Below are 21,149 nucleotides of genomic sequence, written 5' to 3'. Positions count from 1 at the left end.
TTCGTGCGGCCCGAATTTTTTGCGGCCCGACGGTCATGCGTTCTGGGAACGCTCGGCGCGCTGCGCCAACTCCAGCCGGTTGCCGCCGAGCGCCTTGGCGTCGTAGAGCGCCGCGTCGGCGACCGAAAGCAGGCCGGCAAGCGCGGCCGGCGCGTTGTGAGCATGCAAGCCCGCTTGCAAGCCTGGCTGCATGCGCGATTGCGGATCGCTCAGCGTGAGCCCGATGCTGACCGTCGCGCGTACGCCACTACCGTCGACGGTGTGTGCAGCCGTTTGCGCGAAACGCTGCACGATGCGCTCGCCGATCATCTGCGCCCGGTCGCTGTCGCGGCCCGCGAGCAAGGCCGCAAACTCCTCGCCGCCGATGCGCGCGAGCACCGCGTCCGGCCCCAACTCGCCGCGCGCGACGTTGGCGAAAGTCTTCAGCACGGCGTCGCCGGCCTGGTGGCCGTAGCGGTCGTTGATCGTCTTGAAGCGGTCGAGGTCGAACGCCAGCAGCGCCACGCGTTCGCGCGTTCCCGCGCGGCTCAACACGCGCGCGCCTTCCTCGAAGAACCAGCGGCGGTTGCCGAGCCGGGTCAGATAGTCCGTTTGGGATTCCTGCAGAAGCCGGCTGTGCGTTTCATCGCGCACGAGGCGCAGCAGCGTCATCGGCAGCACGACCGAATACAGCACGCCCTCGTACATCGTGATCTTGCTGACGAGCGGCAGCACGGCTTGCCCGTAGCGCGTCGCGAGCCACGGCAGCACGCATGCGCGAAACGCGTAGAGCACCGCGTGAATGCCCGTCACGATCACGGCGATACTGCGCGCCTGCGCCCATTCGAGGCCGTCGTTGCGCAGCAGTTCGCGCGTCGCCATGGCGGAGGCCAGTGAAATCGGAATCGCGCTGAAGTAGAGCCACATGGCGACCTGGCCGCGCGCGCCCGCAATGACCCACGCGAGCGCGAGCAGGGCGAGGATGACTGCGGAGGCCATGCGGTATTGCCGCCCGTTCATGACGGCGAGTCCATGCGCGACCCGCAGATAGCCGGTCACGATGACCAGATTGCTGATGGCGCCGCCCCACGCGCCGGGCAAGGCATGCCGCCAGATGGCGAGCGCGACGCCGACGCCGAGCGTGGCATAGCCGCCGGCAAGGATTTTCAGTTCCTTGCTGCGCGCCGGATGCGCGCGGTGCTCCCACAGCGTCATGCCGGCGCTGGCGAAAAGCGTTCCGATCGCGAGGAAATAAAGGGTAAAAAGATCGACTTGCATCGCGGGCGTTAGAGCTTGTCGTTGGCGTGCACACGCCCTGGGGTGCTGCGCCGGCAAATTGCGGCGGCGTCGGGCATTCTACGCCGAAAGCGCGCCTCGCGATGGCGGGTGTCGGCCGGATGTTCAGGTGGCGAAATCAGGTGGCTAAATGCGGGCAGCGCGGGAGCAGTTCGCCTATCCTGAGCGGATAGTGAACGCACAGCGAGGGGGACCAGTGACCGTACGCAATCTCGATGCGATATTCCAGCCGAAATCGGTAGCGGTGATCGGCGCTTCGCAGCGACCGGGCAGCATCGGCCAGATGGTGTGGCAGCGTCTCATCGAAGGCGGCTTCGCCGGCCCGCTCTGGGCCGTCAATCCGCGCCACGCGGGCGATGCGGACCGCTTCGACGGCAAGCCCGTGCTGGCCGACGCCGGCGACTTGCCCGCAGCGCCCACCATCGCGCTCATCTGCACGCGGCCCGCCACGTGGCCCGCGCTCGTGCATCGCCTCGGCGGCATGGGTACGCGCGCGGCCATCATCATCGGCGAAGTGCGCACCGAGGAAGACCGCGCCGACCTGCGCCACGCGCTCGCGGCGGCGCGCCCGCATCTGCTGCGCATTCTCGGCCCCGGCACGCTCGGCGCGCTCACGCCCGCGCTCAACGCGCAGCTCGGCGCGGCCGCCACGGTCGCGCGCACCGGCGGCGTGGCGTGGGTCTCGCAGTCCAACGCGCTCACCAATGCGGTGCTGCGCTGGGCCGGCCCGCGCGGGCTCGGTTTCTCGCACGTGGTGGCGCTCGGCGACGAAGCCGATGTCGATGTCGGCGACGTGCTCGACTATCTCGCGAGCGATCCGTCCACGCGCGCGATCCTGCTCGAAGTGGACAGCATCGGCGCGGCGCGCAAGTTCATGTCGGCGGCCCGGGCGGCGGCGCGCAACAAGCCGGTGCTCGCGCTGCGCAGCGGCCGCGACGATCCGGGCGACGCGCTCTACACGGCGGCGTTCCGGCGCGCGGGCATCGTGCGCGTGGATACGCTCGACGACCTGCTCGATGAAATCGAAACGCTGGGCGTGGGCCGCGTGGCCGCGAGCGACACGGCCACGCTCATCACGAGCGACCGCGGCGTGGCCACGCTCGCGCGCGACGCGTTCATGAAGGCCGGCGACACGCTCGCGCGCTGGAACGACGAAGCGCGCGCGGCGCTGGAATCCGCGCTGGAAGCGGCGCTGCCGCGCACCCAGGCCGGCAATCCGCTCGTGCTCGGCGACACCGCCAAACCGGAGCACTTCGGCCTCGCTCTGCAGGCGCTCGCTTCGCAGCGCTCGACCGGCACCGCGTTCGTCGTGCATGCGCCCACGCACAGCGCGCCGGTGGCCGAGGTCGCGCGCACGCTCATCGAAAACCAGCGCTTTGCGTATCGCGGCATGCTCGCGTGCTTCTTCGGCGGCGTGGACGACACCACGCGCGACGCGCTGCATGCGCACGGCATTCCCGTGCACACCACGCCGCGCCGGCTTGCGCGCGCGTTCGCGCGTCTCGTCGATTACCGGCTCGGGCGCGAGCTCCTGATGCAGACGCCCGAGAGCATGCCCGCGCAAGGCACGGCGGCCATCGAGGCCGCGCAGGGCGTGGCGCGCGCCGCGCTGGCGGCGGGGCGTGCCACGCTCGAAGGCGCTGAGGCGGCGCGGCTGCTGGGCGCGTTCGGGTTGCAGACGCTGGAAAGCGCGGAGCAGTCGTCGGCGGAGGCCGTCGTCGACGTAAGCGTGGAGTTTCGCGACGACGAAAACTTCGGCCCGGTGTTTCATTTCGTGGCGCCGTCGCCGGACGGCTTCTCGCCGCCGCTGCGCGTCTACAGCCTGCCGCCGCTGAATCCGGTACTTTCGCGCGACATCGTCGAGCAGTCGCCCTATGTGCGGCGTGCCGCGCCCGAGCCTGTGCTGGAGGTGCTGACCGGGATTTCGCAGGTGGTGTGCGAGGTGCGCGAGATCGTTGCGATGCAGTTGACGCTTCGCGTGCTGCCGCATGCGGCCGTGCTGGCCGCGCCGCGGCTCACGCTTGCGGAAAAGCGCAGCCGTTTCGCGATCATGCCGTATCCGCGCCGGCTCGAAGAGACGCTCGACTGGCACGGCCAGCGCCTGACAATCCGGCCGATCCGGCCCGAGGACGAGGAAATGCATCGCGCCTTCATCGACACGATGACGCCCGACGACTTGCGCCTGCGCTTTTTCTCGGCGGTGCGCAGCTTCGATCACACGCAACTCGCGCGCATGACGCAGATCGACTACGACCGCGAGATGGCGCTGATCGCGACCGTCGAAGGCGAGGACGGCAAGCCGCGCACGCTGGGCGTGGCGCGGGCCGTGGCCGACCCCGACAACGAGACCGCCGAGTTTGCCGTGGCTATCCAGTCCAATCTGAAGCGTGGCGGGCTTGGCCGCCTGCTGCTCACGCGCATGATCGAGTACGTGCGCTCGCGCGGCACGCATTGGCTGCTGGGCGAGGCGCTGCGCGAGAATGCGCCGATGATCGGGCTCGCGCGCGCGTGCGGCTTCACGGTGACGCCCACGGAGGACCCGGGCGTGGTGGGGTTCAGGATGCCGCTGGAGTGACGCGGTGTATTGCCGTGGCGTGCGCGGCGGCGAGGGATTGCGCGGCGTGAACAGGCCGCGCAGCAGCCGGGCAGCCGGGCGGTCGGGCCCCGGCCGCTGTCAGGTTGCGGCCGGAATCAGGCCGCGATTTTCGCGAGCGCGTCGTCCACTTGCGCGCGCGTGACCGAGAGCTCTTCGAGCCAGCCCGCCGCGTATTGCGCGCCGGTTTCCTTTTCCAGGCGCGCGATGGTCGCGGCGCAGCGCGCGGCGTCCTTCGGCGTGGCGATGAACGCCTTGACCGACTGGCCGCCCTGGAACGCCTCGAACAGCGGCGTGCGGATTTCCTCGGGCAGCGCGCGCGTGGTCCACTGATGCGTCTTGCCGTTGAAGGTCAGCGACGGCGGCAGCACGCGCTCCTTGCGCGTGGCCGGGATCAGACCGAAGTTGCGTGCGGCTTCGGCGATCTGCTCGGCCGTGAACAGTTCGTCGGGTGTGATCTCGAACTGCGCGATCGCGGTTTCGACAGTCTTCATCGCGTTCGCGCGGTCGTCGCGCTTTTGCTGCGCGCGCGCGACGATATCGCGCAGTTCGTCGGCTTCGTCGCTCGAAATCGTGAAGCTGGCCTGTTTCTGCTGAAGCTCGGAAAAACGCTGGAATTCTTGATCGGTCAGAAGTTTCGCCATGAGGTATGCATGCACGCCCGACGCGCGTGGCGCACGCCGGACGGTATTTTGAGAGGGCCGCCATTCTAACCGTTTTGGCCGCCGGGCTTCCACTTGCGATGCCGGATCCAGCGCGCGCGCAAGACGCCGCCACGCGCCACGGCAAACCAGGAACGCTCTGATGTTCCCACCCCATCACGCTTCCTACGATGGCGTGATGAAAATCTCCACACCGACTCCATCCTCTCGTTCGGACGCCTTGCTCAAGCGCGGCCTCGACCGTCTGAACGCCGAACAGCACTCGCTCGCCGAGACCCTTTTTCGCGAAATCCTGGCGCAGGATCCGCAGCACGCCGACGCATGGCATCAGCTTGGCGTGGCGCTCGCGCGCCAGGCGCGCTACGCCGAGGGCGAGCAGGCGATCCGAAAGGCGCTGGCGCTGCGCGAGAGCGGCGCGCTGCATCGCGACCTCGCGTGGACGCTGCTCTGGCAGGGGCGCGACACCGAGGCCATCAACGCATACTTCGCGGCCATCAATCTGGGCGTGCGCGAGGCGCGCCTGTTCAACAACGTGGGCAACCTGCTCAAGAAGCACAACGACATCGAGCATGCCGAAGCCGCGTATCGCGCGGCCATCGAGATCGATCCCGGTTATGCGTTCGCGCACGGCAACCTCGCGGTTCTGCAACAGGACGCGGGCCAATACGAGGCTGCCGAAGCGAGCTTCAGGCGCGCGCTCGAACTCGACCCGCAGTCGATGCACTTCTGGCAATCCTATGGCGGCTTGCTGGAGCGCCTCGACCGCCTGGAAGAGGCCGATGAAGCCTATTGCCGGGGCGGGCGCTGGGAGTCGGCGCAGTACGTGCGGCGGCGCGTGGCGCACTGGCGCGATCTGGACAAGATCGACCGGGCGACCCTGGAGATGATTGCCGCGGGCGCGGTGGAGCATCTCACGCCGTGGGGACTGCTGGGCATCCCGGCGCTCACGCCGGCGCTGCACCGCGAGGCCGGGCGGTCCTTCGCGCAGTCGCGCTGGCGCGGCGAGCTGGCCGCGCCGCCGCTCGTCGAGCGTGGCGCGGGGCTGGCCGACGCGCTGGCGGCCTTCGAGGCGGGCGCGCGCCTGCGCATCGGCTATCTTTCCGCCGACTTCCACGATCACGCCACGCTGCGTCTGCTCGCGGGCGTGCTCGAACTGCACGACGCCACGCGCTTCGACATTCATCTTTATTCTTATGGCGACGCCGCGCCCGATGCCGCGTGGCGCGAGCGGCTCGCGGCGCTGCCCGCCACGCTGCACGACATCGGCGCGCTGACCGACGCGCGGGCGGCCGCGAAGATCGCCACCGACGGCATTCATGTGCTCGTCGACCTGAAGGGCTATACGACCGGCACGCGGCTCGGCATCACGGCGCTGCGGCCCGCGCCCACCATCGCGAGCTGGCTCGGCTATCCGGGCTCGCTCGGCGCGCCGCGCCTCGCCGATTACGTGGTCGGCGACCCGGTGGTGACGCCGCCCGCCGCCGCGTCGTTCTATAGCGAGACGCTCGCGCTGATGCCGCATTGCTATCAGCCCAACGATCACCGTCGCCAATGCGGGCCGCGGCCCACGCGCGCCGCGGCGGGGCTGCCCGAGCGCGGCTTCGTGTTCTGCAGCTTCAATCAGACCTTCAAGCTCAATGCGTGGATGGCGTCGGTCTGGTGCCGCCTGCTCGCGGCGACGCCCGGCAGCGTGCTATGGCTGCTCGATCCCGGCAGCGAACGGGCGCGCACGAACTTGCACGCGTTTTTCGAAGAGAAAGGCGTGGAGCGCGCGCGCGTGATTTTTGCGCAGCGCCTGCCGCAGGAGGCGCATCTCGCGCGGCTGCAACTCGCGGACCTCGCGCTCGACACGCTGCCAACCGGCTCGCACACGACGGGCAGCGATGCGTTGTGGGCGGGCGTGCCGATGGTGTCGGCGCTGGGCACGCTGTTCGCGGGGCGCGTGGGCGCGAGCTTGCTGCATGCGGTCGGGCTCGAAGAGCTGGTTGCGCGCGACCTCGACGGTTATTTCCAGATCGCGCTCGCGCTCGCAAGCGATCCGGCCTGGCATGCGCAGATCCGCAAACGTCTAGCGGCGGCGAAAACCGATGCGCCGCTCTTCGATACGGCGCGCTTCACGCGCGATCTGGAGCGGCTCTTCGCGGCGATCGTGGCGCGCGAGGCGAAGGGCGGGGAAGGGGCGGTGGTGGTGGAGGGGTGAGCCCGGGGTGAGGCGCGATTAGCCCTCACCCTCCCGAAACATCGACAACGTCTGCACCGTCTCGCCCAGCATCCGCGTGGCCTCGTCGAGCGAGGGCGCGACGTATTCGTCGATGCGCTTGAGAAACGGGCAGGTGAGCGCCGCGATGGCCTGCCCCGACGGCCCGAGCACCGGAAACGTCACGTCCGTCACGCCGAATATCTGCTGGCTGTCCTTGCGCGAGAAACCCGCGCCGCGAATCTGCTCGCAGACCGCTTCGAGCGCGGCATGGTCGATGGCGACTTCGCCCTTCACCTTCGTATGTTCCGCGAGCATGTGCGCGCGCTGCTCCGCGCTCTGGTACGCGAGGATCGTGCGCCCCGAGCTCGTATCGACGAGACCCACGCGCGAGCCCAGCCGCACCGCAATGCCCCACGTGCCCGGGCCGTCCACCTGCGCGATCACGAGCAGGTTGCCGCGGTCGTATACGGCGAGGTGGCACGACTGCTCCGCGTCGTTGGCGAAGCGCTGCATGAGCGGCAGCGCCTCGGCAATCAGCCGCTCCATCGGCGGATGCCGGTGCGCGAGCGCAAACAGCTTGAGGCTCAGCGCGTAACGGTCGCCAGCCTCCGAGCGCATCACATATTGGCGCGCCACCAGCCGCTCCAGCATCCGGTAGATTTCGCTCGCGTTGCGCCCCAGCGCCTTGGTGATCTCCGCGCGCGTCAAGCCGCCGCGCTGCTCGGCGAGCAGTTCGAGAATGTCGAGCCCCTTATCCAGCGCGGGCGCGCGATAGCGGTCGCCGTCGTCTTTCTCGTCCGGCTCCGGCTCGCCAGGCAGCGCATCGGTTCGCGGTTTGCGTGGGTTCGTATTCATTTTTTACCCTTGTTTGTTATGCCGTCCCAGATCGTGAGCAGCCCAGGGAAATTCCGGACCTTTGCTGCATTGCACATTCCTTGACCTTGCATCGTGCGTATATGAATAATAGGTTCACTGGTGAACATATGCCAGCGGCGTGCTCTTGGATAGGTCAACAACGACAGAATGGACAAGGAGACAGACATGGCGTTCGCATCCGGGCTGATCGAGGCCCGCCGCTTCACTGAAACTCGCAAGGCGCGCGCGCTCGTGCGCACGACCGCGCGGACGTTGTACGCCGTGGCGGCCTGCGCCGCCGCGTTGGGCGCGCCCGCCTCGGCGCAGGCCGCCGAAGCCGGCACGGTGGGTCTCGGCCTGCCGCTGCTGACCTCGCCGTTCTGGCAGTCGTACAACAATTATCTGGGCACGTACGCGAAGCAGATGGGCGTCGATGTTCTCGCGCCCGTCAACTCGAACAACGACCCCGCGCAGCAGATTACCGACATGAACAACATGATCAATCTGGGCGCGAAGGGCATCGTGGTGGGGCCGATCGATTCGGCGGCCATCAGCCGCGCGCTCGCGAGCGCCGCGCAGAAGAACGTGAAGGTGGTGGCAGTGGACGTCGCGCCCACGCAAGGCGCCGTCGCCATGGTCGTGCGCGCCGACAATCGCGCTTACGGCGAGAAGGCGTGCAAGTACATCGGCGAACACGTGAAGTCAGGCAAGGTCGTGCAGATCATGGGCGACCTCGCTTCCGTGAACGGGCGCGACCGCTCGGAGGCGTTCCGCGCGTGCCTGAAGAACTACCCGAATCTGTCGCTGCTGGAGATTCCGGCGGGCTGGAAGGGAGATGTCGCAGCCAGTGCGCTCGACAGTCTGCTCACCGCGAATCCCGACCTGAAGGGCATCTACATGCAGGCGGGCGGCGTCTATCTCTCGCCCACGCTGCAAACGCTGCGCCGCAAGCAATTGCTGTTTCCCGCAGGCGATCCGAAGCATATCGTGATCGTCTCCAATGACGGCATTCCGCAGGAATACGAAGCAATCCGCAAGGGGGAAATCGACGCCACCGTTTCGCAACCCGCCGATCTCTATGCGAAGTACGGCCTTTACTACATCAAGGCCGCGCTGGATGGCAAGACCTTCAAGCCGGGCAAGACCGATCACGACAGCACGATCATCCAGTTGCAGTCTGGCATTCTCGAAGACCAGTTGCCGGCGCCGCTCGTGACGAAGCAGAACGTCGACGACAAGAACCTGTGGGGCAACACGATCAAATGAGCGATCCGATGAGCGATCGAACGAGCGGTCAGACGAGCGCCTCGATGAGCGGCGGTTCGAGCGTGCGGCCGCCAGTGGTGGAGGCGAGCGGCGTGACCAAGCGCTTCGGTTCGACGGCGGCGCTCGCGAACGTGAGCCTGCGCGTGATGGCGGGCGAGTCGCACGCGCTCGTGGGCCGCAACGGCGCGGGCAAGTCGACGCTCGTTTCGATCCTCACGGGCCTGCGCAAGCCCGACGAGGGCGCGGTGCGCTTCAACGGCGAACCCGCGCCGCCCATCGCCGACCGCGATGCATGGCGCGAGCGAGTTGCCTGCGTGTATCAGCACTCGACGATCATCCGCGATCTCACCGTGGCGGAGAACCTGTTCATCAATCGCCAGCCGCTCCGGCGCGGCGTGATCGACTGGACGACCATGCGCCGCGACGCGCGCGCGCTGCTCGATCATTGGCGCATCGACGTGCGCGAGGACGCGCGCGCGGGCGATCTCACGGTGGAAGCGCGCCAGCTTGTCGAGATTGCGCGCGCGCTGTCGTATGGCGCGCGCTTCATCATTCTCGACGAACCCACCGCGCAACTCGACGGCGAAGAGATCAAGCGGCTCTTTCGCCGTATCGACGAATTGCAGCGCGAGGGCGTGACGTTTCTCTTCATCTCGCACCATCTGCAGGAGGTGTACGAGATTTGCCAGGCGGTGACGGTGCTGCGCGACGCGCGTCACATTATCAGCGCGCCGGTGGCCGAGTTGCCGCGCGAGCGCCTGATCGAGGCGATGACGGGCGAGCACGGCGGTCTGAACGTGGCCGATGCGGCCGCGCGCCCGGCCTTGCCCGCCGACGCGAAGATCGCGCTCGACGTGCGCGCTATTTCGGGCGCCGATTACCGCGACGTGTCGTTCCAGGTGAAGCGCGGCGAAGTCGTGGGCATCACGGGCGCGACCAGCAGCGGACGCACGAGCGTGGGCGAAGCCGTTGCGGGGCTCGCCGGACAGCAGGCGGGCGAGATTCGCGTGAACGGCGCGCTTCTGAAGCCCGGCGACGTGCCGGCCGCGCTCGCGCAGGGCGTGGGCTGCGTGCCGAAGGACCGCCATCACGAAGGGCTCGTGCTCACGCAGTCGGTGGCCGAGAACGCGTCGATGACGATTGCCGGTCTGCTCGGGCGTCTCGGCTTCGCGTCGCCTGCGAAGAAGAACCAGGTCGGTCAGCGCATGATCGAGGCGCTCGGCATTGTTGCGCAGGGGCCGGAGCACGTGGTCTCGGGGCTCTCGGGCGGCAATCAGCAGAAGGTGGTGATGGCTCGCGCGCTCGCGAGCACGCCGCAAGTGCTGGTGCTGATCGACCCCACGGCCGGCGTGGACGTGAAATCGAAGGAGGCGCTGCTCTCGGTCGTGGACCGCGTGCGCGACGAAGGCAAGGCCGTGCTCGTGGTGTCGAGCGAACTCGACGATCTGCGCACCTGCGACCGCGTGCTCGTGATGTTTCGCGGCAGCGTGGTGGCGGAATTCGCGGCGGGCTGGCAGGACCACGAACTGATTGCATCGATTGAAGGGGTCGAACTTCATGAAGCATAGCGCTAATGGCGGGGCCACTGCGGGTGGTGTATTCGCGGCGGTGCAGTCCGATGCGGCTCAAGGCGCCGCGGCAGGGCGCGGCGCGCGCAGGCGCATCGAGTTCGCGCGCCTGCGCGAACTCGCGCTGGTGCCCGCGCTGTTGCTGCTCATCGTGATCGGCGGCTTCGTGAGCCCGAGCTTTCTCACGAAGGCGAATCTCATCAGCGTGCTGGGGGCTTCGGCGGCGCTCGCGCTCGTCGTGCTCGCCGAATCGCTGATCGTGCTCACGGGCAAGTTCGATCTCTCGCTCGAATCGACGGTGGGCATCGCGCCCGCCGTGGGGGCGATGCTCGTGATGCCGGCGGCATCGGCGGGCTTCGGAACGCAATGGCCTGCCTTGGCGGGACTCCTTGCGATCGTGGTGGTGGGCGCGCTGATCGGCTTCGTCAATGGCTTTCTGGTCGTGCGGCTGCGCCTGAATGCGTTCATCGTCACGCTGGCCATGCTCATCGTGCTGCGCGGCATGCTGGTGGGCGCAACCAAGGGCGGCACGCTGTTCGACATGCCCAACTCGTTCTTCGCGCTCGCCACCACCATCGTGCTCGGCTTGCCGCTTTCGGTCTGGCTCGCGGCCGCTGCCTTCGCTTTCGCCGCGTTCATGCTGCGCTATCACCGCGTGGGCCGCGCGCTCTATGCGATTGGCGGCAATCCCGACGCCGCGCGCGCCGCGGGCATCCGCGTGGAGCGCATCACGTGGGGCGTGTTCGTGCTCGGCAGCATCCTGGCCTCGGTGGGCGGGCTGATCGTGACCGGCTACGTGGGCGCGATCAACGCGAACCAGGGCAACGGCATGATCTTCACGGTATTCGCGGCGGCCGTGATTGGCGGCATTTCGCTCGACGGCGGCAAGGGCACCATGTTCGGCGCGCTTTCGGGCGTACTGTTGCTCGGTGTGGTGCAGAACCTGCTCACGCTCGCCCAGGTGCCGTCGTTCTGGATTCAGGCGATTTACGGCGCGATCATCCTCGGCTCGCTGATGGTGGCGCGGCTGGCGGGCGGCGAAGCACAAAACTGAACGGCGGAGGCGAGACTTGAGTTCTATCGTGAAGAGCGGTGTACCGCATACCGACGCGCGCTTGATCCTGCTCGCACCGGAGGACAACTGCCTGATCGCGGCGGCGCGTTTGCCCGCTGGCGAGACGCTGGAGATCGAGGGCGAGCGCGTGACGCTCGCGACGATGATCGATCTCGGGCACAAGCTGGCGCGCCGCGCGCTGGCGAAGAACGAGAAGGTGCTGCGCTATGGCGCGCCGATCGGCCATGTGACGGCGAACGTGGCGCGCGGCGAGCATCTGCACACGCACAACCTCGAAAGCGACTATCTGCCGACTTACACGCACGACACGGGCCACGAGTTCGTATCGCACTGATGCCGATGAATGCCATGACCGAAACCCAACTCAACGCCAAAGCAGGAAATACGGCCGAACCCGTGCTCGAAGGCTGGCTGCGCAGCGACGGACGCAAGGGTATCCGCAATGTGGTTGCGGTGGCGTATCTGGTCGAGTGCGCGCATCACGTGGCGCGCGAGATCGTCGCGCAGTTTCGCGAGCCGCTCGATGGATTCGACGATCCGGGCGCGCACGCCGAACCGCCCGTGCATCTGATCGGCTTTCCGGGCTGCTTCCCGAACCGCTACGCGGAAAAGATGATGACGCGGCTCACCACGCATCCGAACGTGGGCGCGGTGCTATTCGTCTCGCTCGGCTGCGAGAGCATGAACAAGCACTATCTCGTGGATCAGGTGCGCGCGAGCGGACGTCCCGTGGAGGTGCTCACGATTCAGGAAAAGGGCGGCACGCGCAGCACGATTCAATCCGGCGTGGACTGGGTGCGTGGAGCGCGCGCCCAACTCGCGCAGCAGCAGAAGGTGCCGATGCGGCTCGACGAACTCGTGGTGGGCACGATCTGCGGCGGCTCGGACAGCACGAGCGGCATTACCGCGAATCCGGCCGTGGGGCGCGCGTTCGATCATCTGGTAGCGGCGGGCGCGGCGTGCGTGTTCGAGGAAACCGGCGAGCTGGTGGGCTGCGAGTATCACATGAAGAACCGCGCCGCGCGCCCCGAACTGGGCGACGAGATCGTCGCTTCCGTGGCGAAGGCCGCGCGCTATTACTCGATTCTCGGGCACGGCTCGTTCGCCGTTGGCAACGCGGATGGCGGGCTCACCACCCAGGAGGAAAAGTCGCTGGGCGCGTATGCGAAGAGCGGCGCGTCGCCCATCGTGGGCATTGTTAAGCCGGGCGATGTGCCGCCCACGGGCGGGCTTTATCTGCTCGACGTGGTGCCCGACGGCGAGCCACGCTTCGGATTCCCGAATATCAGCGACAACGCGGAGATCGCGGAGCTGATCGCGTGCGGCGCGCATATCATCCTGTTCACGACGGGGCGCGGCTCCGTGGTGGGGTCGGCGCTTTCGCCCGTCGTCAAGATCTGCGCGAATCCGCAGACTTATCGCAATCTCTCGGGCGACATGGATGTCGACGCGGGCCGGATACTCGAAGGCCGCGGCACGCTCGACGAAGTGGGCCGCGAAGTGTTCGACGTTACGCTCGCGGTGTCGCGCGGGGCGCGCTCGAAGTCGGAGATGCTCGGCCATCAGGAGTTTATTCTCACGTACAAGACTTTCGAGCCGCTTGGCCCCGCGTGTCTGCCCGCGAGTGCGCGCGTGGCGGTGCCGGTGGTCGCTTCGCACTGACGCCGTTCCATTCACCCGATTGAGGAGGCACTTCGCATGGCGCAGGAGCCGCACCGGCATCATCAACGCGATCAGCACCACCGGCAGGTCGCGCAGTGCCGCCGCATCGGGCGCACCGCGCTCGAGGTGAGCGCATTGAGTCTTGGGACCGCGCCGCTTGGCGGCCTGTACCGCGATCTCACCGACGCAGAGGCGCAGGCCACCGTCGATGCCGCCTGGGATGCCGGCGTGCGCTTCTTCGACACCGCGCCGCACTATGGCCACACGAAGGCCGAGCATCGGCTCGGCGATGCGTTGCGGCGCTATCCGCGCGGCGAGTACGTGCTGTCGACCAAGGTGGGCCGCCGCTTCGTGCCGCGCACGCACCGCTACGACGGCAGCGAAGGCTGGCAGAATCCGCTTCCGTTCGAGGCCATTTACGACTACACGCGCGCAGGCATCCTGCGCTCGTTCGAGGACAGCCAGCAGCGGCTCGGCATCGTCGACATCGACATCCTGCTTGTGCACGACATCGGCCGCCTCACGCACGGCGAGCGCAACGCGCATTACTGGCGGCAACTGACTGAGGGCGGCGGGTTTCGCGCGCTCGACGAATTGCGCGCCTCGGGCGCGGTGAAGGCCGTCGGCCTCGGCGTGAACGAGCGCGAAGCGGTGCTCGACGCGATGCGCGAGTTCGACATCGATTGCGCGCTGCTGGCGGGCCGCTACACGCTGCTCGAACAGGGGCCGCTCGACGATCTGCTGCCCGCCTGCACCGAGCGCGGCGTGAGCATCTTGCTGGGCGGCGCGTTCAATTCGGGCATTCTCGCGCGCGGCCTCGCGGGCGAGCGCAAGTTCAATTACGGCGATGCGCCGCCCGAGGTGATCGAGCGCGTCGCGCGTATCGAAGCGGTTTGCCGCGCGCATGACGCGCCGCTCGCGGCGGCGGCGCTGCAGTTTCCCTACGCGCATCCGGCCGTGGCGACGGTGCTCACCGGCGCGCGCAGCGCGGCGGAATTGCGCGAGAACGTGGCGTCGTTCGAAACGAAGCTGCCGGCCGGGCTCTGGCGCGCGTTGCGCGACGAGGGCCTCGTCGATGCGCGCGCGCCGCTGCCTTGAAGGCGCCGATCTCATGACAAAGCCAACCGCAATCGCGCGCATCGACGCGCATCAGCACTACTGGGACCCCACGCGTGGCGACTACGGCTGGCTCACGCCCGCGCTGACCGCGCTCTATCGTCCCTTCGGCCCCGCCGATCTCGCGCCGCTGCGCGCGCGCTGCAGTGTTGCGCGCACGGTGCTCGTGCAGGCCGCGCCCACCGTCGACGAAACCTGGTATCTGCTCGATCTCGCGCGCCACGACGATTCGATCGCTGCCGTGGTGGGCTGGGTGCCGCTCGACGACCCGCTCGCGCCCGAGCTGATTGCCGAACTCGCACGCGAACCGAAGCTGCGCGCCGTGCGCCCGATGCTCCAGGACCTGCCCGACGACGACTGGATCGCGACCGCCGATACCGCGCGCGCCGTCGACGCCCTGATCGCGCACGACCTCGCATTCGATGCGCTGATCTTCACGCGCCACGCGCGCGCGCTCGAAACGTTTCTTGAGCGCCATCGCGCGCTGCGAGTGGTGATCGATCATGGCGCGAAGCCGCCCATCCGCGAGGGTGCGGAGGGCGCCCCGGGGTTCGATGCGTGGTCGCACGCCATCGCGCGCCTCGCGCGCTTTCCGCAGGTTTATTGCAAGGTGTCGGGTCTCGCGACCGAGGCCGCGCCCGGCTGGAGCGACGCCACGCTGGGCCCATGGGTCGAGCATCTGCTTGCGAGTTTCGGCGTGCATCGGCTCATGTGGGGCAGCGACTGGCCCGTGCTCAATCTCAACGGCGACTACGAACGTTGGCACGCGAGCGCCCAGCGCCTGTTCGCGCACCTTGACGAACGCGAGCGCGCCGCCGTATTCGGCGGCAATGCAGCTGCGTTTTATCGGCTCTAAATGCGGTTCTAAATAAGGCAAGCAAATTCGAATCAACAGGAGTGGGAAGATGGCACAAAGACTGGCCGGCAAGACGGCCTTGATCACCGCGGCGGGCCAGGGCATCGGCTACACCGCCGCCGAATGGTTCGCGCGCGAAGGCGCACGCGTGATCGCGACCGATATCCGCATCGACGCGCTCGCCGCCCTGCCGGTCGAGGCGCGCAAGCTCGACGTGCGCGACGGCGCGGCCATCGCGGCGCTCGCGCGGGAACTCGGTGCAATCGACGTACTGTTCAATTGCGCGGGCTTCGTGCACGCGGGCTCGATTCTCGAAGCGAGCGAGGAAGACTGGGACTTCGCGTTCGACCTCAACGTCAAGGCGATGTACCGGACCATCCGCGCCTTTTTGCCCGCGATGCTGGAAGCGGGCGGGGGCTCGATCATCAACATGTCATCGGCGGCATCTAGCGTGAAGGGCGTGCCCAACCGTTTCGTGTACGGCGCGTCCAAGGCGGCTGTGATAGGGTTGACCAAGGCCGTGGCCGCCGACTTCGTGACGCGCGGCATCCGCTGCAACGCGATTTGCCCCGGCACCGTGGCCTCGCCCTCGCTCGAAGAGCGCATTGCCGCGCAGGCGGTGGCGCAGCACACGAGCGTGGACGCCGCGCGCGCGGCTTTCGTCGCGCGGCAGCCGATGGGGCGCGTGGGCACGACCGACGAGATCGCGGCGCTCGCGCTCTATCTCGCATCGGACGAGTCGGCGTTCACGACCGGACAAACGCATGTGATCGACGGCGGGTGGTCTAACTAGTGAGCGTCTGGACCCATCCATGCGATGATTGCCGCCGGACGCACCGCACGTACCGCACGGTCGTGCGTATCGCATAAGACAGACAAGGAACAGAGACAATGAAATTGCTTCGCTATGGCCCCAAGGGTCACGAAAAGCCGGGCCTCCTCGATGCCGAGGGCCGTATCCGCGCGCTCTCGGGCGCCGTTGCCGACATCGCGGGGGATGTGCTTTCCGACGCGGGCCTCGCGCAACTGCGCACCATCGACCCGGAAACGCTGCCGCTCGTGGAGGGCAACCCGCGCCTCGGGGCCTGCGTGGGCCATATCGGCAAGATGGTGGCCATCGGCCTGAATTACGCCGATCACGCCGCCGAATCGGGCCTGCCAGTGCCGAGCGAGCCGGTGGTGTTCAACAAGTGGACGAGCTGCATCGTCGGACCGAACGACGACATCGAAATCCCGCGCGGCTCGAAGAAAACCGATTGGGAAGTCGAGCTGGGCGTGGTGATCGGCAAGCACGCGAAGAACGTGAGCGAGGCCGATGCGCTGAACTACGTGGCGGGCTACTGCGTGGTCAATGACGTGTCCGAGCGCGAGTGGCAGATCGAGCGCGGCGGCCAGTGGGACAAGGGCAAGGGTTTCGATACTTTCGGTCCGATCGGCCCATGGCTCGTCACGCGCGACGAGGTGGCCGATCCGCAGAATCTCTCGATGTGGCTCGAAGTGGACGGCCACCGCTACCAGAATGGCAGCACGCGCACGATGGTCTTCACGGTCGCGAAGCTGGTGTCGTATCTGTCGCAGTGCATGAGCCTGCAACCGGGCGACGTGATTACCACAGGCACGCCGCCGGGTGTGGGCATGGGCGTGAAGCCCGAACCGGTGTACCTGAAGCCGGGACAGACCGTGCGCCTCGGTGTGGAAGGGCTGGGCGTGCAGACGCAGAAGACGCGCGCGGCGGACTGAGCGCGTTTTTCTCCTGCCGCCGCAATGAACAAACGGCCCCGCAATGAATGCGCGGCCGTTTGGCTTTGTGCTTTTATCCCACCGCGTTATGCGGGCGCGTCGGGGGTGCCGCCGGTTTCTCCCATCCGGCTGACCGTGCCCTGCGCCAGCGCCACGAGCCGCTCGTCGCCGTTTTCCATCACGAACACGCTGCACTGGCAGGTGGCCTGCAGGCGTCCCGCGTGGACCACGCGCGCCCGCGCGACCAGCGTGCCGGACATCGCGGGCCGCAGGTAATTGATTTTGTACTCGCTCGTCACCACGCGCGGGCCGAGCGCCAGCGCGCCCGCGAACGTGAGGGCGTTGTCGGCGAGATAGCTGATTACCCCGCCGTGCACGAAACCGTGCTGCTGCTTGAGTTCGTCGCGCACGGGCAGCCGCAGCGTCAACTCGTTGGCCCCGACGCTCATTAGCTCGGTGCCGAGCAGCATGCTGAACGGTTGCGCATGAAGCGCGCCGCGCGCGCGATCCACCAGATCGGTCATCTTCGGATTCCTCAGGGGCCACGCCCGCGTAGTTTCCTAACCACTCTAGGAAGTGCCGTGCGGCGGCGCAAGGTGAATCGTCGGGCTGCGGTGCCTGAATTATTGTGAAAAATGACGGGAATCCCGCGCAGCCCGAGGAGGGCTGGCGGATTCCCCAGCGCGTCAGGGCAGCGCGCGGTACGCCGTTAACAGGTGATACGGCGTGGTCGAGGGCATGTCGGCGCGGGCGATTTCCCCGGCCGCGCCGCGGCACTCCACCCAGCCTTGCGGCGTGAGAAAGCGCTGCGCGAAATTGCCGATCTGCGCCTCTAACGTTGCGCGCACAACGGTATCGCCGTGCGTGGCGAGCGCGCGCAGATACTCGGTCTGCGCCCAGATGCGCTGCGTGGCGTCGATCACGCGGCCCTGCTCGTCGAGGGATGCCGCCACGGCGCCGGTGGCCGGGTCCACGCCGTGCTTCACGGCGAACGCGAACGCACGCGCGAGCGCGTCCTGAAGCCCCGACGCGCCGAGCCGTTGCGCGCCCGCCTGCTGCACGAGCCAGAACCACTCGAATTGATGCCCGGGTTCGAGCCGATTGTGCGGCGCGCCGAGCGGCAATTCGGCGATGCAGCCCGTGGGCGTGTGGAGGAAATTGCGCGCCACAGCTTCGGCGAGCGTGGTGATGGCCGCGTCGAAAGCGGCATCGCCGGTTGCCTCGCGCGCCACGAGCCACGCTTCGGTCAGATGCATCAGCGGATTTTGCAGCGGCCCGCTCGTGACGCTCGCAAACGACGCGTCGAGTGCGGCGTTGAGCAAGCCGTCGCGCGCCTTGAAACGGTCGACGATCAGCGCCGATGTTTCGCGCGCGGTGTCGAGCGCTTCCGGCACGCCAAGGCGCTGGCCGTATGCCGCGCACGCGAACACCACGAACGCGTGCGTGTAGAGATCTTTCGTCGTGTCGAGCGGCGCGCCCTGGGCATCGACGCTGTAGAGCCATCCGCCGTGCGTGCGATCGGCGAAGGTGTCGCACAGCGATGTGTAGAGCGTGTGCGCATGCGCGGCTTCGCCGGCCTGCGAGAACACGAAAAGCTGGCGGGCGCAGGCCATCGCCCGATAGCGCACGTCGGGCAGCGGCGTCGTGCCCGACGCGTCGAGCGCCTCGTGCGCGAGGCGCAGCGCCGCGTTGAAGCCAGGGCCGCGCCACAACGCGAGGATCGTGCGGTCGAAATGATCGCGCAGGCTTGCTGCGCCGGTGAGAGCGTTCATGAGTGACATGGGCGCATGGGCGCCGGCACGAGGAAAACGGGTGCATGCGATTGTACGCTGGGGTCAATCCATCTCTGTTATGCGGCCAGGATGCAAGCATGCGGCGGGGCGTTGCGATTGACGCAGCGCATGCCGGGCGGCGTCGGGGCGCCTGGGCGCGGCAATTCCGGCAACTGGATGGCCTGCGCAAGCGGCGCACATCCACGAAGGCAAGGAGAGCGAGAATGATGCTCGGTAACCGGGAACTCATTTCGCGGTTGGTGCTGGCCGCCGCGCTTGGCAGCGTGATCGGCTTCGAGCGCTGGGCACGTCCAGCCCACGTGTGAAGCAGTTCGTGGTGCAGCAGAGCGACGATTCGTCCGAACTCGACGAAGTGATGATCGTGCTGAGCCGCGTCTCGTCGATGGAGTACGAGGCGATCTGCACGGCATTGCGGCGTCTATCTGTCGTCAAGGAATTTCGCGAGGATGACGGACAAGGTTGATGCGTCATGCGTGGTTCGCATTCGGGGGGCTCTCAGGTCAAACGTTTGCCGCTAATATGCCTGACCAGCGGCGCGCGACTTTGGGGTTTCAAGGGCGCGCGCCCAAGGAGCGGAGCGCGGCGGTCACGCTGCGGCCAGGCGTGACCGACGTGCGACGCGAGTTCACCAGAAGCGAGTCTCATCGTCGATCCATGGCCGAACACGTAGAACACGCACCCTTGAATACCGGACGCGCCGCACGCAGCGCGTCGTCCCGGCGTCGCTCGCCGGCGCCTTCCGCCGATACCGACGCCGCACAGCCGGCGGATGCCCAGGCGGGCGCGCCGATGCTCGATCTTTTTGATAAGGAGACTGAGCCGGCGCTCGAACACGAAGCGGCTGGCGCGGCGTACGACAGTCAAGCTGCGCCGGCGCACGAGAAAGCGGCCGAGCCGACGGCGGACGCCGTAAGCGCCGACGGCAAGCCGAACGATTCGGGCGATCCGGTAACGGCCCGCGCGCAGGACGAGGCGCCGGAGCCCGCTGTCGCAGCCGGGACGGATGCGCCGGAGCCGCATGAGCCAGCAGGCACGCAAGCCTCGGCCGTTCCGGCATCCGATCTGACGGACACGCAGAGGCAGGGCGAGGCGATGGCGACCATCGTCGCTTTGGCGGCCACCCAGGCTGACGCTTCGCCGCAACCCGCAACGCCGGCTGCGCCGAAGCAGCCCGAACCATCGCCCGAACCATCGCCCGAACCCCTGGCCGGCGCGCTCGCGAGCGGCCATTCCTACGCGCCTACCAGCGCCACCGGCAACACGGCGCGCATGATTTCGGCGGTGCATGCCGCAGACGTTGGCCCGGTGGTTCACAGCCAGGCGCCCGAGCGCGCCACGGCGGCGCTCCCGGCCGAAATCGTCGCGGCGATTTCGGCGCAAACGGCGGCCCAGACGCGCAGAACAAAATGGATGTTGAGCGCCGCCGTTGCCGCGCTCGTGGTGACGGCGGGCGTGGCGATCGCCCAGACTCTGCTGCTCGCGAGCCTTTCGGCCGACGCGACCGCGCAGCAGCAACGTCTGGACGTGCTGATGCAGAACCAGCAGACCGCGCTCGACAACTTGGCGTCGCGCCTTGCCGCGTTGACCGCCGTCGCGCCCGCTGCGGCGGCAACGGCGCCGGCAACCGCACCGACGGGCGCAGCCCGGGAGCCGGAGAGCCCGACGCCGCCGCGCCGTCCCGAACGCACCGCCAAAACGCAGAAATCGACGGAAAAGACCGCCGCGCATACGGCAGGCAGCAAGTCGTCCAGGACGCACACGCAGTCGGCCACTCGCCAGGCAGCGGCAAAAAACTGACGCCGCTCTCACTCTGGCTTCCTCCCCCCTCTCCCCCGGGCCCCTCTCCCCAAGGGAGAGGGGAGATCTTGGGTTATCCATGCGTTGTGTTGATACAACGCAGGGCCGCCCGCCGCCACGCCGCGACACGACGCCGCAGATTTCTTGCTGCACCGCACTGGCGTTCAGCTAGGGAAAACCCTATAATCGACTCATTCCTAGGGAAAACCCTAGATTCATGTCTAACCGGGAGTCGCCATGAGCTTTATCCTTGCAATTCTTCAAAAGGTGAACGATCTCTTCGCGTCGCCGTACCTGCCGATGGATGCCGAATACTCGTATGCAGCGCGTCATCGCGAAGCAGAACGCATCCGCCGCTCGCACTACAAGCCGTTCCACCTGCCGCGCGACTAATTTCGCCGCAGTGCTGCCGGCGGGGTAGCGGCGCAGCCCATGCGCCGCTCGGGTATCGCCCCAGCAGTCGTGAGATCGAACAAAGCCGGTTCTCGCAAGAGAACCGGCTTTGTTGCGTCTGGACCTGCTATTGGCTTTATTTCTCAAGCAATGGGTTGTTCAACCGTTGCCCGTTCGGAATGGTTCGCGCAGGGAAGGCAGATCGTCCGTCTTTGTCCACCACCTCCATCCTCGCTTTCGGCTGAGGCGATCATCTCAGGGGTCTTCAGGAGCAGGTTTACATTTGGACCGGCGCTTG

19 protein-coding genes are annotated in these 21,149 nt (G+C 67.6%); 14 read left to right on the top strand and 5 right to left on the bottom strand.

Going from position 1 to position 21,149, the window contains the following annotated elements; translation table 11 throughout:
- Positions 1 to 33: 33 nt before the first annotated feature.
- A complete protein-coding gene (locus tag NH14_RS00400; RefSeq protein WP_035530149.1) occupies positions 34 to 1,257 on the bottom strand; it encodes a GGDEF domain-containing protein in 1,224 nt (407 codons plus the stop codon).
- Positions 1,258 to 1,471: 214 nt separating this feature from the next.
- Here NH14_RS00400 and NH14_RS00395 point away from each other — a divergent pair, with 214 nt between their 5' ends.
- Entirely contained in the window at positions 1,472 to 3,850 is a 2,379-nt protein-coding gene (locus tag NH14_RS00395; protein WP_035530151.1) for a GNAT family N-acetyltransferase, read from the top strand.
- Positions 3,851 to 3,966: 116 nt separating this feature from the next.
- On the opposite strand, the gene NH14_RS00390 is transcribed toward NH14_RS00395, so the two are convergent.
- Positions 3,967 to 4,512, bottom strand: a complete 546-nt coding sequence (locus NH14_RS00390; RefSeq protein WP_035530153.1) for a hypothetical protein — start codon at positions 4,510 to 4,512, stop codon at positions 3,967 to 3,969.
- A gap of 160 nt (positions 4,513 to 4,672) precedes the next feature.
- Between NH14_RS00390 and NH14_RS00385 the strand changes: the two genes are divergently transcribed.
- Positions 4,673 to 6,730 carry an O-linked N-acetylglucosamine transferase, SPINDLY family protein gene (locus NH14_RS00385; RefSeq protein ID WP_084225732.1) on the top strand — a complete coding sequence of 686 codons (2,058 nt, stop codon included), beginning with the start codon at positions 4,673 to 4,675 and terminating at the stop codon, positions 6,728 to 6,730.
- Positions 6,731 to 6,748: 18 nt separating this feature from the next.
- Here the strand turns inward: NH14_RS00385 and NH14_RS00380 are convergent, their stop codons facing one another.
- Positions 6,749 to 7,585 carry an IclR family transcriptional regulator gene (locus tag NH14_RS00380; RefSeq protein WP_052148266.1) on the bottom strand — a complete coding sequence of 279 codons (837 nt, stop codon included), beginning with the start codon at positions 7,583 to 7,585 and terminating at the stop codon, positions 6,749 to 6,751.
- Positions 7,586 to 7,771: 186 nt separating this feature from the next.
- Here NH14_RS00380 and NH14_RS00375 point away from each other — a divergent pair, with 186 nt between their 5' ends.
- The 9 genes from NH14_RS00375 (at position 7,772) to NH14_RS00335 (ending at position 16,868) form a co-directional block, all read left to right on the top strand.
- Positions 7,772 to 8,851, top strand: coding sequence for a sugar ABC transporter substrate-binding protein (locus tag NH14_RS00375; protein ID WP_084225734.1), 1,080 nt, complete (start codon positions 7,772 to 7,774; stop codon positions 8,849 to 8,851).
- A gap of 44 nt (positions 8,852 to 8,895) precedes the next feature.
- Complete coding sequence (locus NH14_RS00370) at positions 8,896 to 10,419, top strand: sugar ABC transporter ATP-binding protein (protein WP_035530302.1); 1,524 nt, start codon at positions 8,896 to 8,898, stop codon at positions 10,417 to 10,419.
- On the top strand, positions 10,409 to 11,473 hold the full coding sequence (locus NH14_RS00365; RefSeq protein ID WP_035530154.1) for an ABC transporter permease: 1,065 nt from the start codon (positions 10,409 to 10,411) through the stop codon (positions 11,471 to 11,473). Before NH14_RS00370 ends, NH14_RS00365 begins: the two co-directional genes overlap by 11 nt.
- 16 nt (positions 11,474 to 11,489) lie before the next feature.
- Complete coding sequence (locus tag NH14_RS00360; protein WP_084225737.1) at positions 11,490 to 11,828, top strand: UxaA family hydrolase; 339 nt, start codon at positions 11,490 to 11,492, stop codon at positions 11,826 to 11,828.
- Between the two features lie 14 nt (positions 11,829 to 11,842).
- Complete coding sequence (locus NH14_RS00355) at positions 11,843 to 13,156, top strand: UxaA family hydrolase (RefSeq protein WP_052148283.1); 1,314 nt, start codon at positions 11,843 to 11,845, stop codon at positions 13,154 to 13,156.
- Between the two features lie 36 nt (positions 13,157 to 13,192).
- On the top strand, positions 13,193 to 14,254 hold the full coding sequence (locus tag NH14_RS00350) for an aldo/keto reductase (protein WP_052148267.1): 1,062 nt from the start codon (positions 13,193 to 13,195) through the stop codon (positions 14,252 to 14,254).
- Between the two features lie 13 nt (positions 14,255 to 14,267).
- Entirely contained in the window at positions 14,268 to 15,128 is an 861-nt protein-coding gene (locus tag NH14_RS00345; RefSeq protein WP_035530309.1) for an amidohydrolase family protein, read from the top strand.
- 49 nt (positions 15,129 to 15,177) lie between these two features.
- The gene (locus NH14_RS00340; RefSeq protein ID WP_035530156.1) at positions 15,178 to 15,921 is read left to right on the top strand and encodes an SDR family oxidoreductase; all 744 of its coding nucleotides are present in this window, start codon (positions 15,178 to 15,180) and stop codon (positions 15,919 to 15,921) included.
- A gap of 98 nt (positions 15,922 to 16,019) precedes the next feature.
- The gene (locus NH14_RS00335) at positions 16,020 to 16,868 is read left to right on the top strand and encodes an ureidoglycolate lyase (RefSeq protein WP_035530158.1); all 849 of its coding nucleotides are present in this window, start codon (positions 16,020 to 16,022) and stop codon (positions 16,866 to 16,868) included.
- Between the two features lie 86 nt (positions 16,869 to 16,954).
- On the opposite strand, the gene NH14_RS00330 is transcribed toward NH14_RS00335, so the two are convergent.
- Entirely contained in the window at positions 16,955 to 17,392 is a 438-nt protein-coding gene (locus tag NH14_RS00330; RefSeq protein WP_035530160.1) for a PaaI family thioesterase, read from the bottom strand.
- 162 nt (positions 17,393 to 17,554) lie between these two features.
- Positions 17,555 to 18,640, bottom strand: coding sequence for an AGE family epimerase/isomerase (locus NH14_RS00325; RefSeq protein ID WP_035530162.1), 1,086 nt, complete (start codon positions 18,638 to 18,640; stop codon positions 17,555 to 17,557).
- Between the two features lie 322 nt (positions 18,641 to 18,962).
- On the opposite strand from NH14_RS00325, the gene NH14_RS00320 reads away from it, so the two are divergent.
- From NH14_RS00320 to NH14_RS00310, 3 genes are all read left to right on the top strand, one after another.
- Positions 18,963 to 19,124, top strand: a complete 162-nt coding sequence (locus tag NH14_RS00320) for a hypothetical protein (RefSeq protein WP_407947109.1) — start codon at positions 18,963 to 18,965, stop codon at positions 19,122 to 19,124.
- Positions 19,125 to 19,342: 218 nt separating this feature from the next.
- A complete protein-coding gene (locus NH14_RS00315; RefSeq protein WP_035530165.1) occupies positions 19,343 to 20,458 on the top strand; it encodes a hypothetical protein in 1,116 nt (371 codons plus the stop codon).
- Between the two features lie 237 nt (positions 20,459 to 20,695).
- On the top strand, positions 20,696 to 20,851 hold the full coding sequence (locus tag NH14_RS00310; protein ID WP_167556505.1) for a hypothetical protein: 156 nt from the start codon (positions 20,696 to 20,698) through the stop codon (positions 20,849 to 20,851).
- Positions 20,852 to 21,149: the final 298 nt, after the last annotated feature.

It is taken from the genome of Paraburkholderia sacchari, from assembly GCF_000785435.2.
GTDB lineage: Bacteria > Pseudomonadota > Gammaproteobacteria > Burkholderiales > Burkholderiaceae > Paraburkholderia > Paraburkholderia sacchari.
This window is presented reverse-complemented; position numbering and strand designations above follow the sequence as displayed.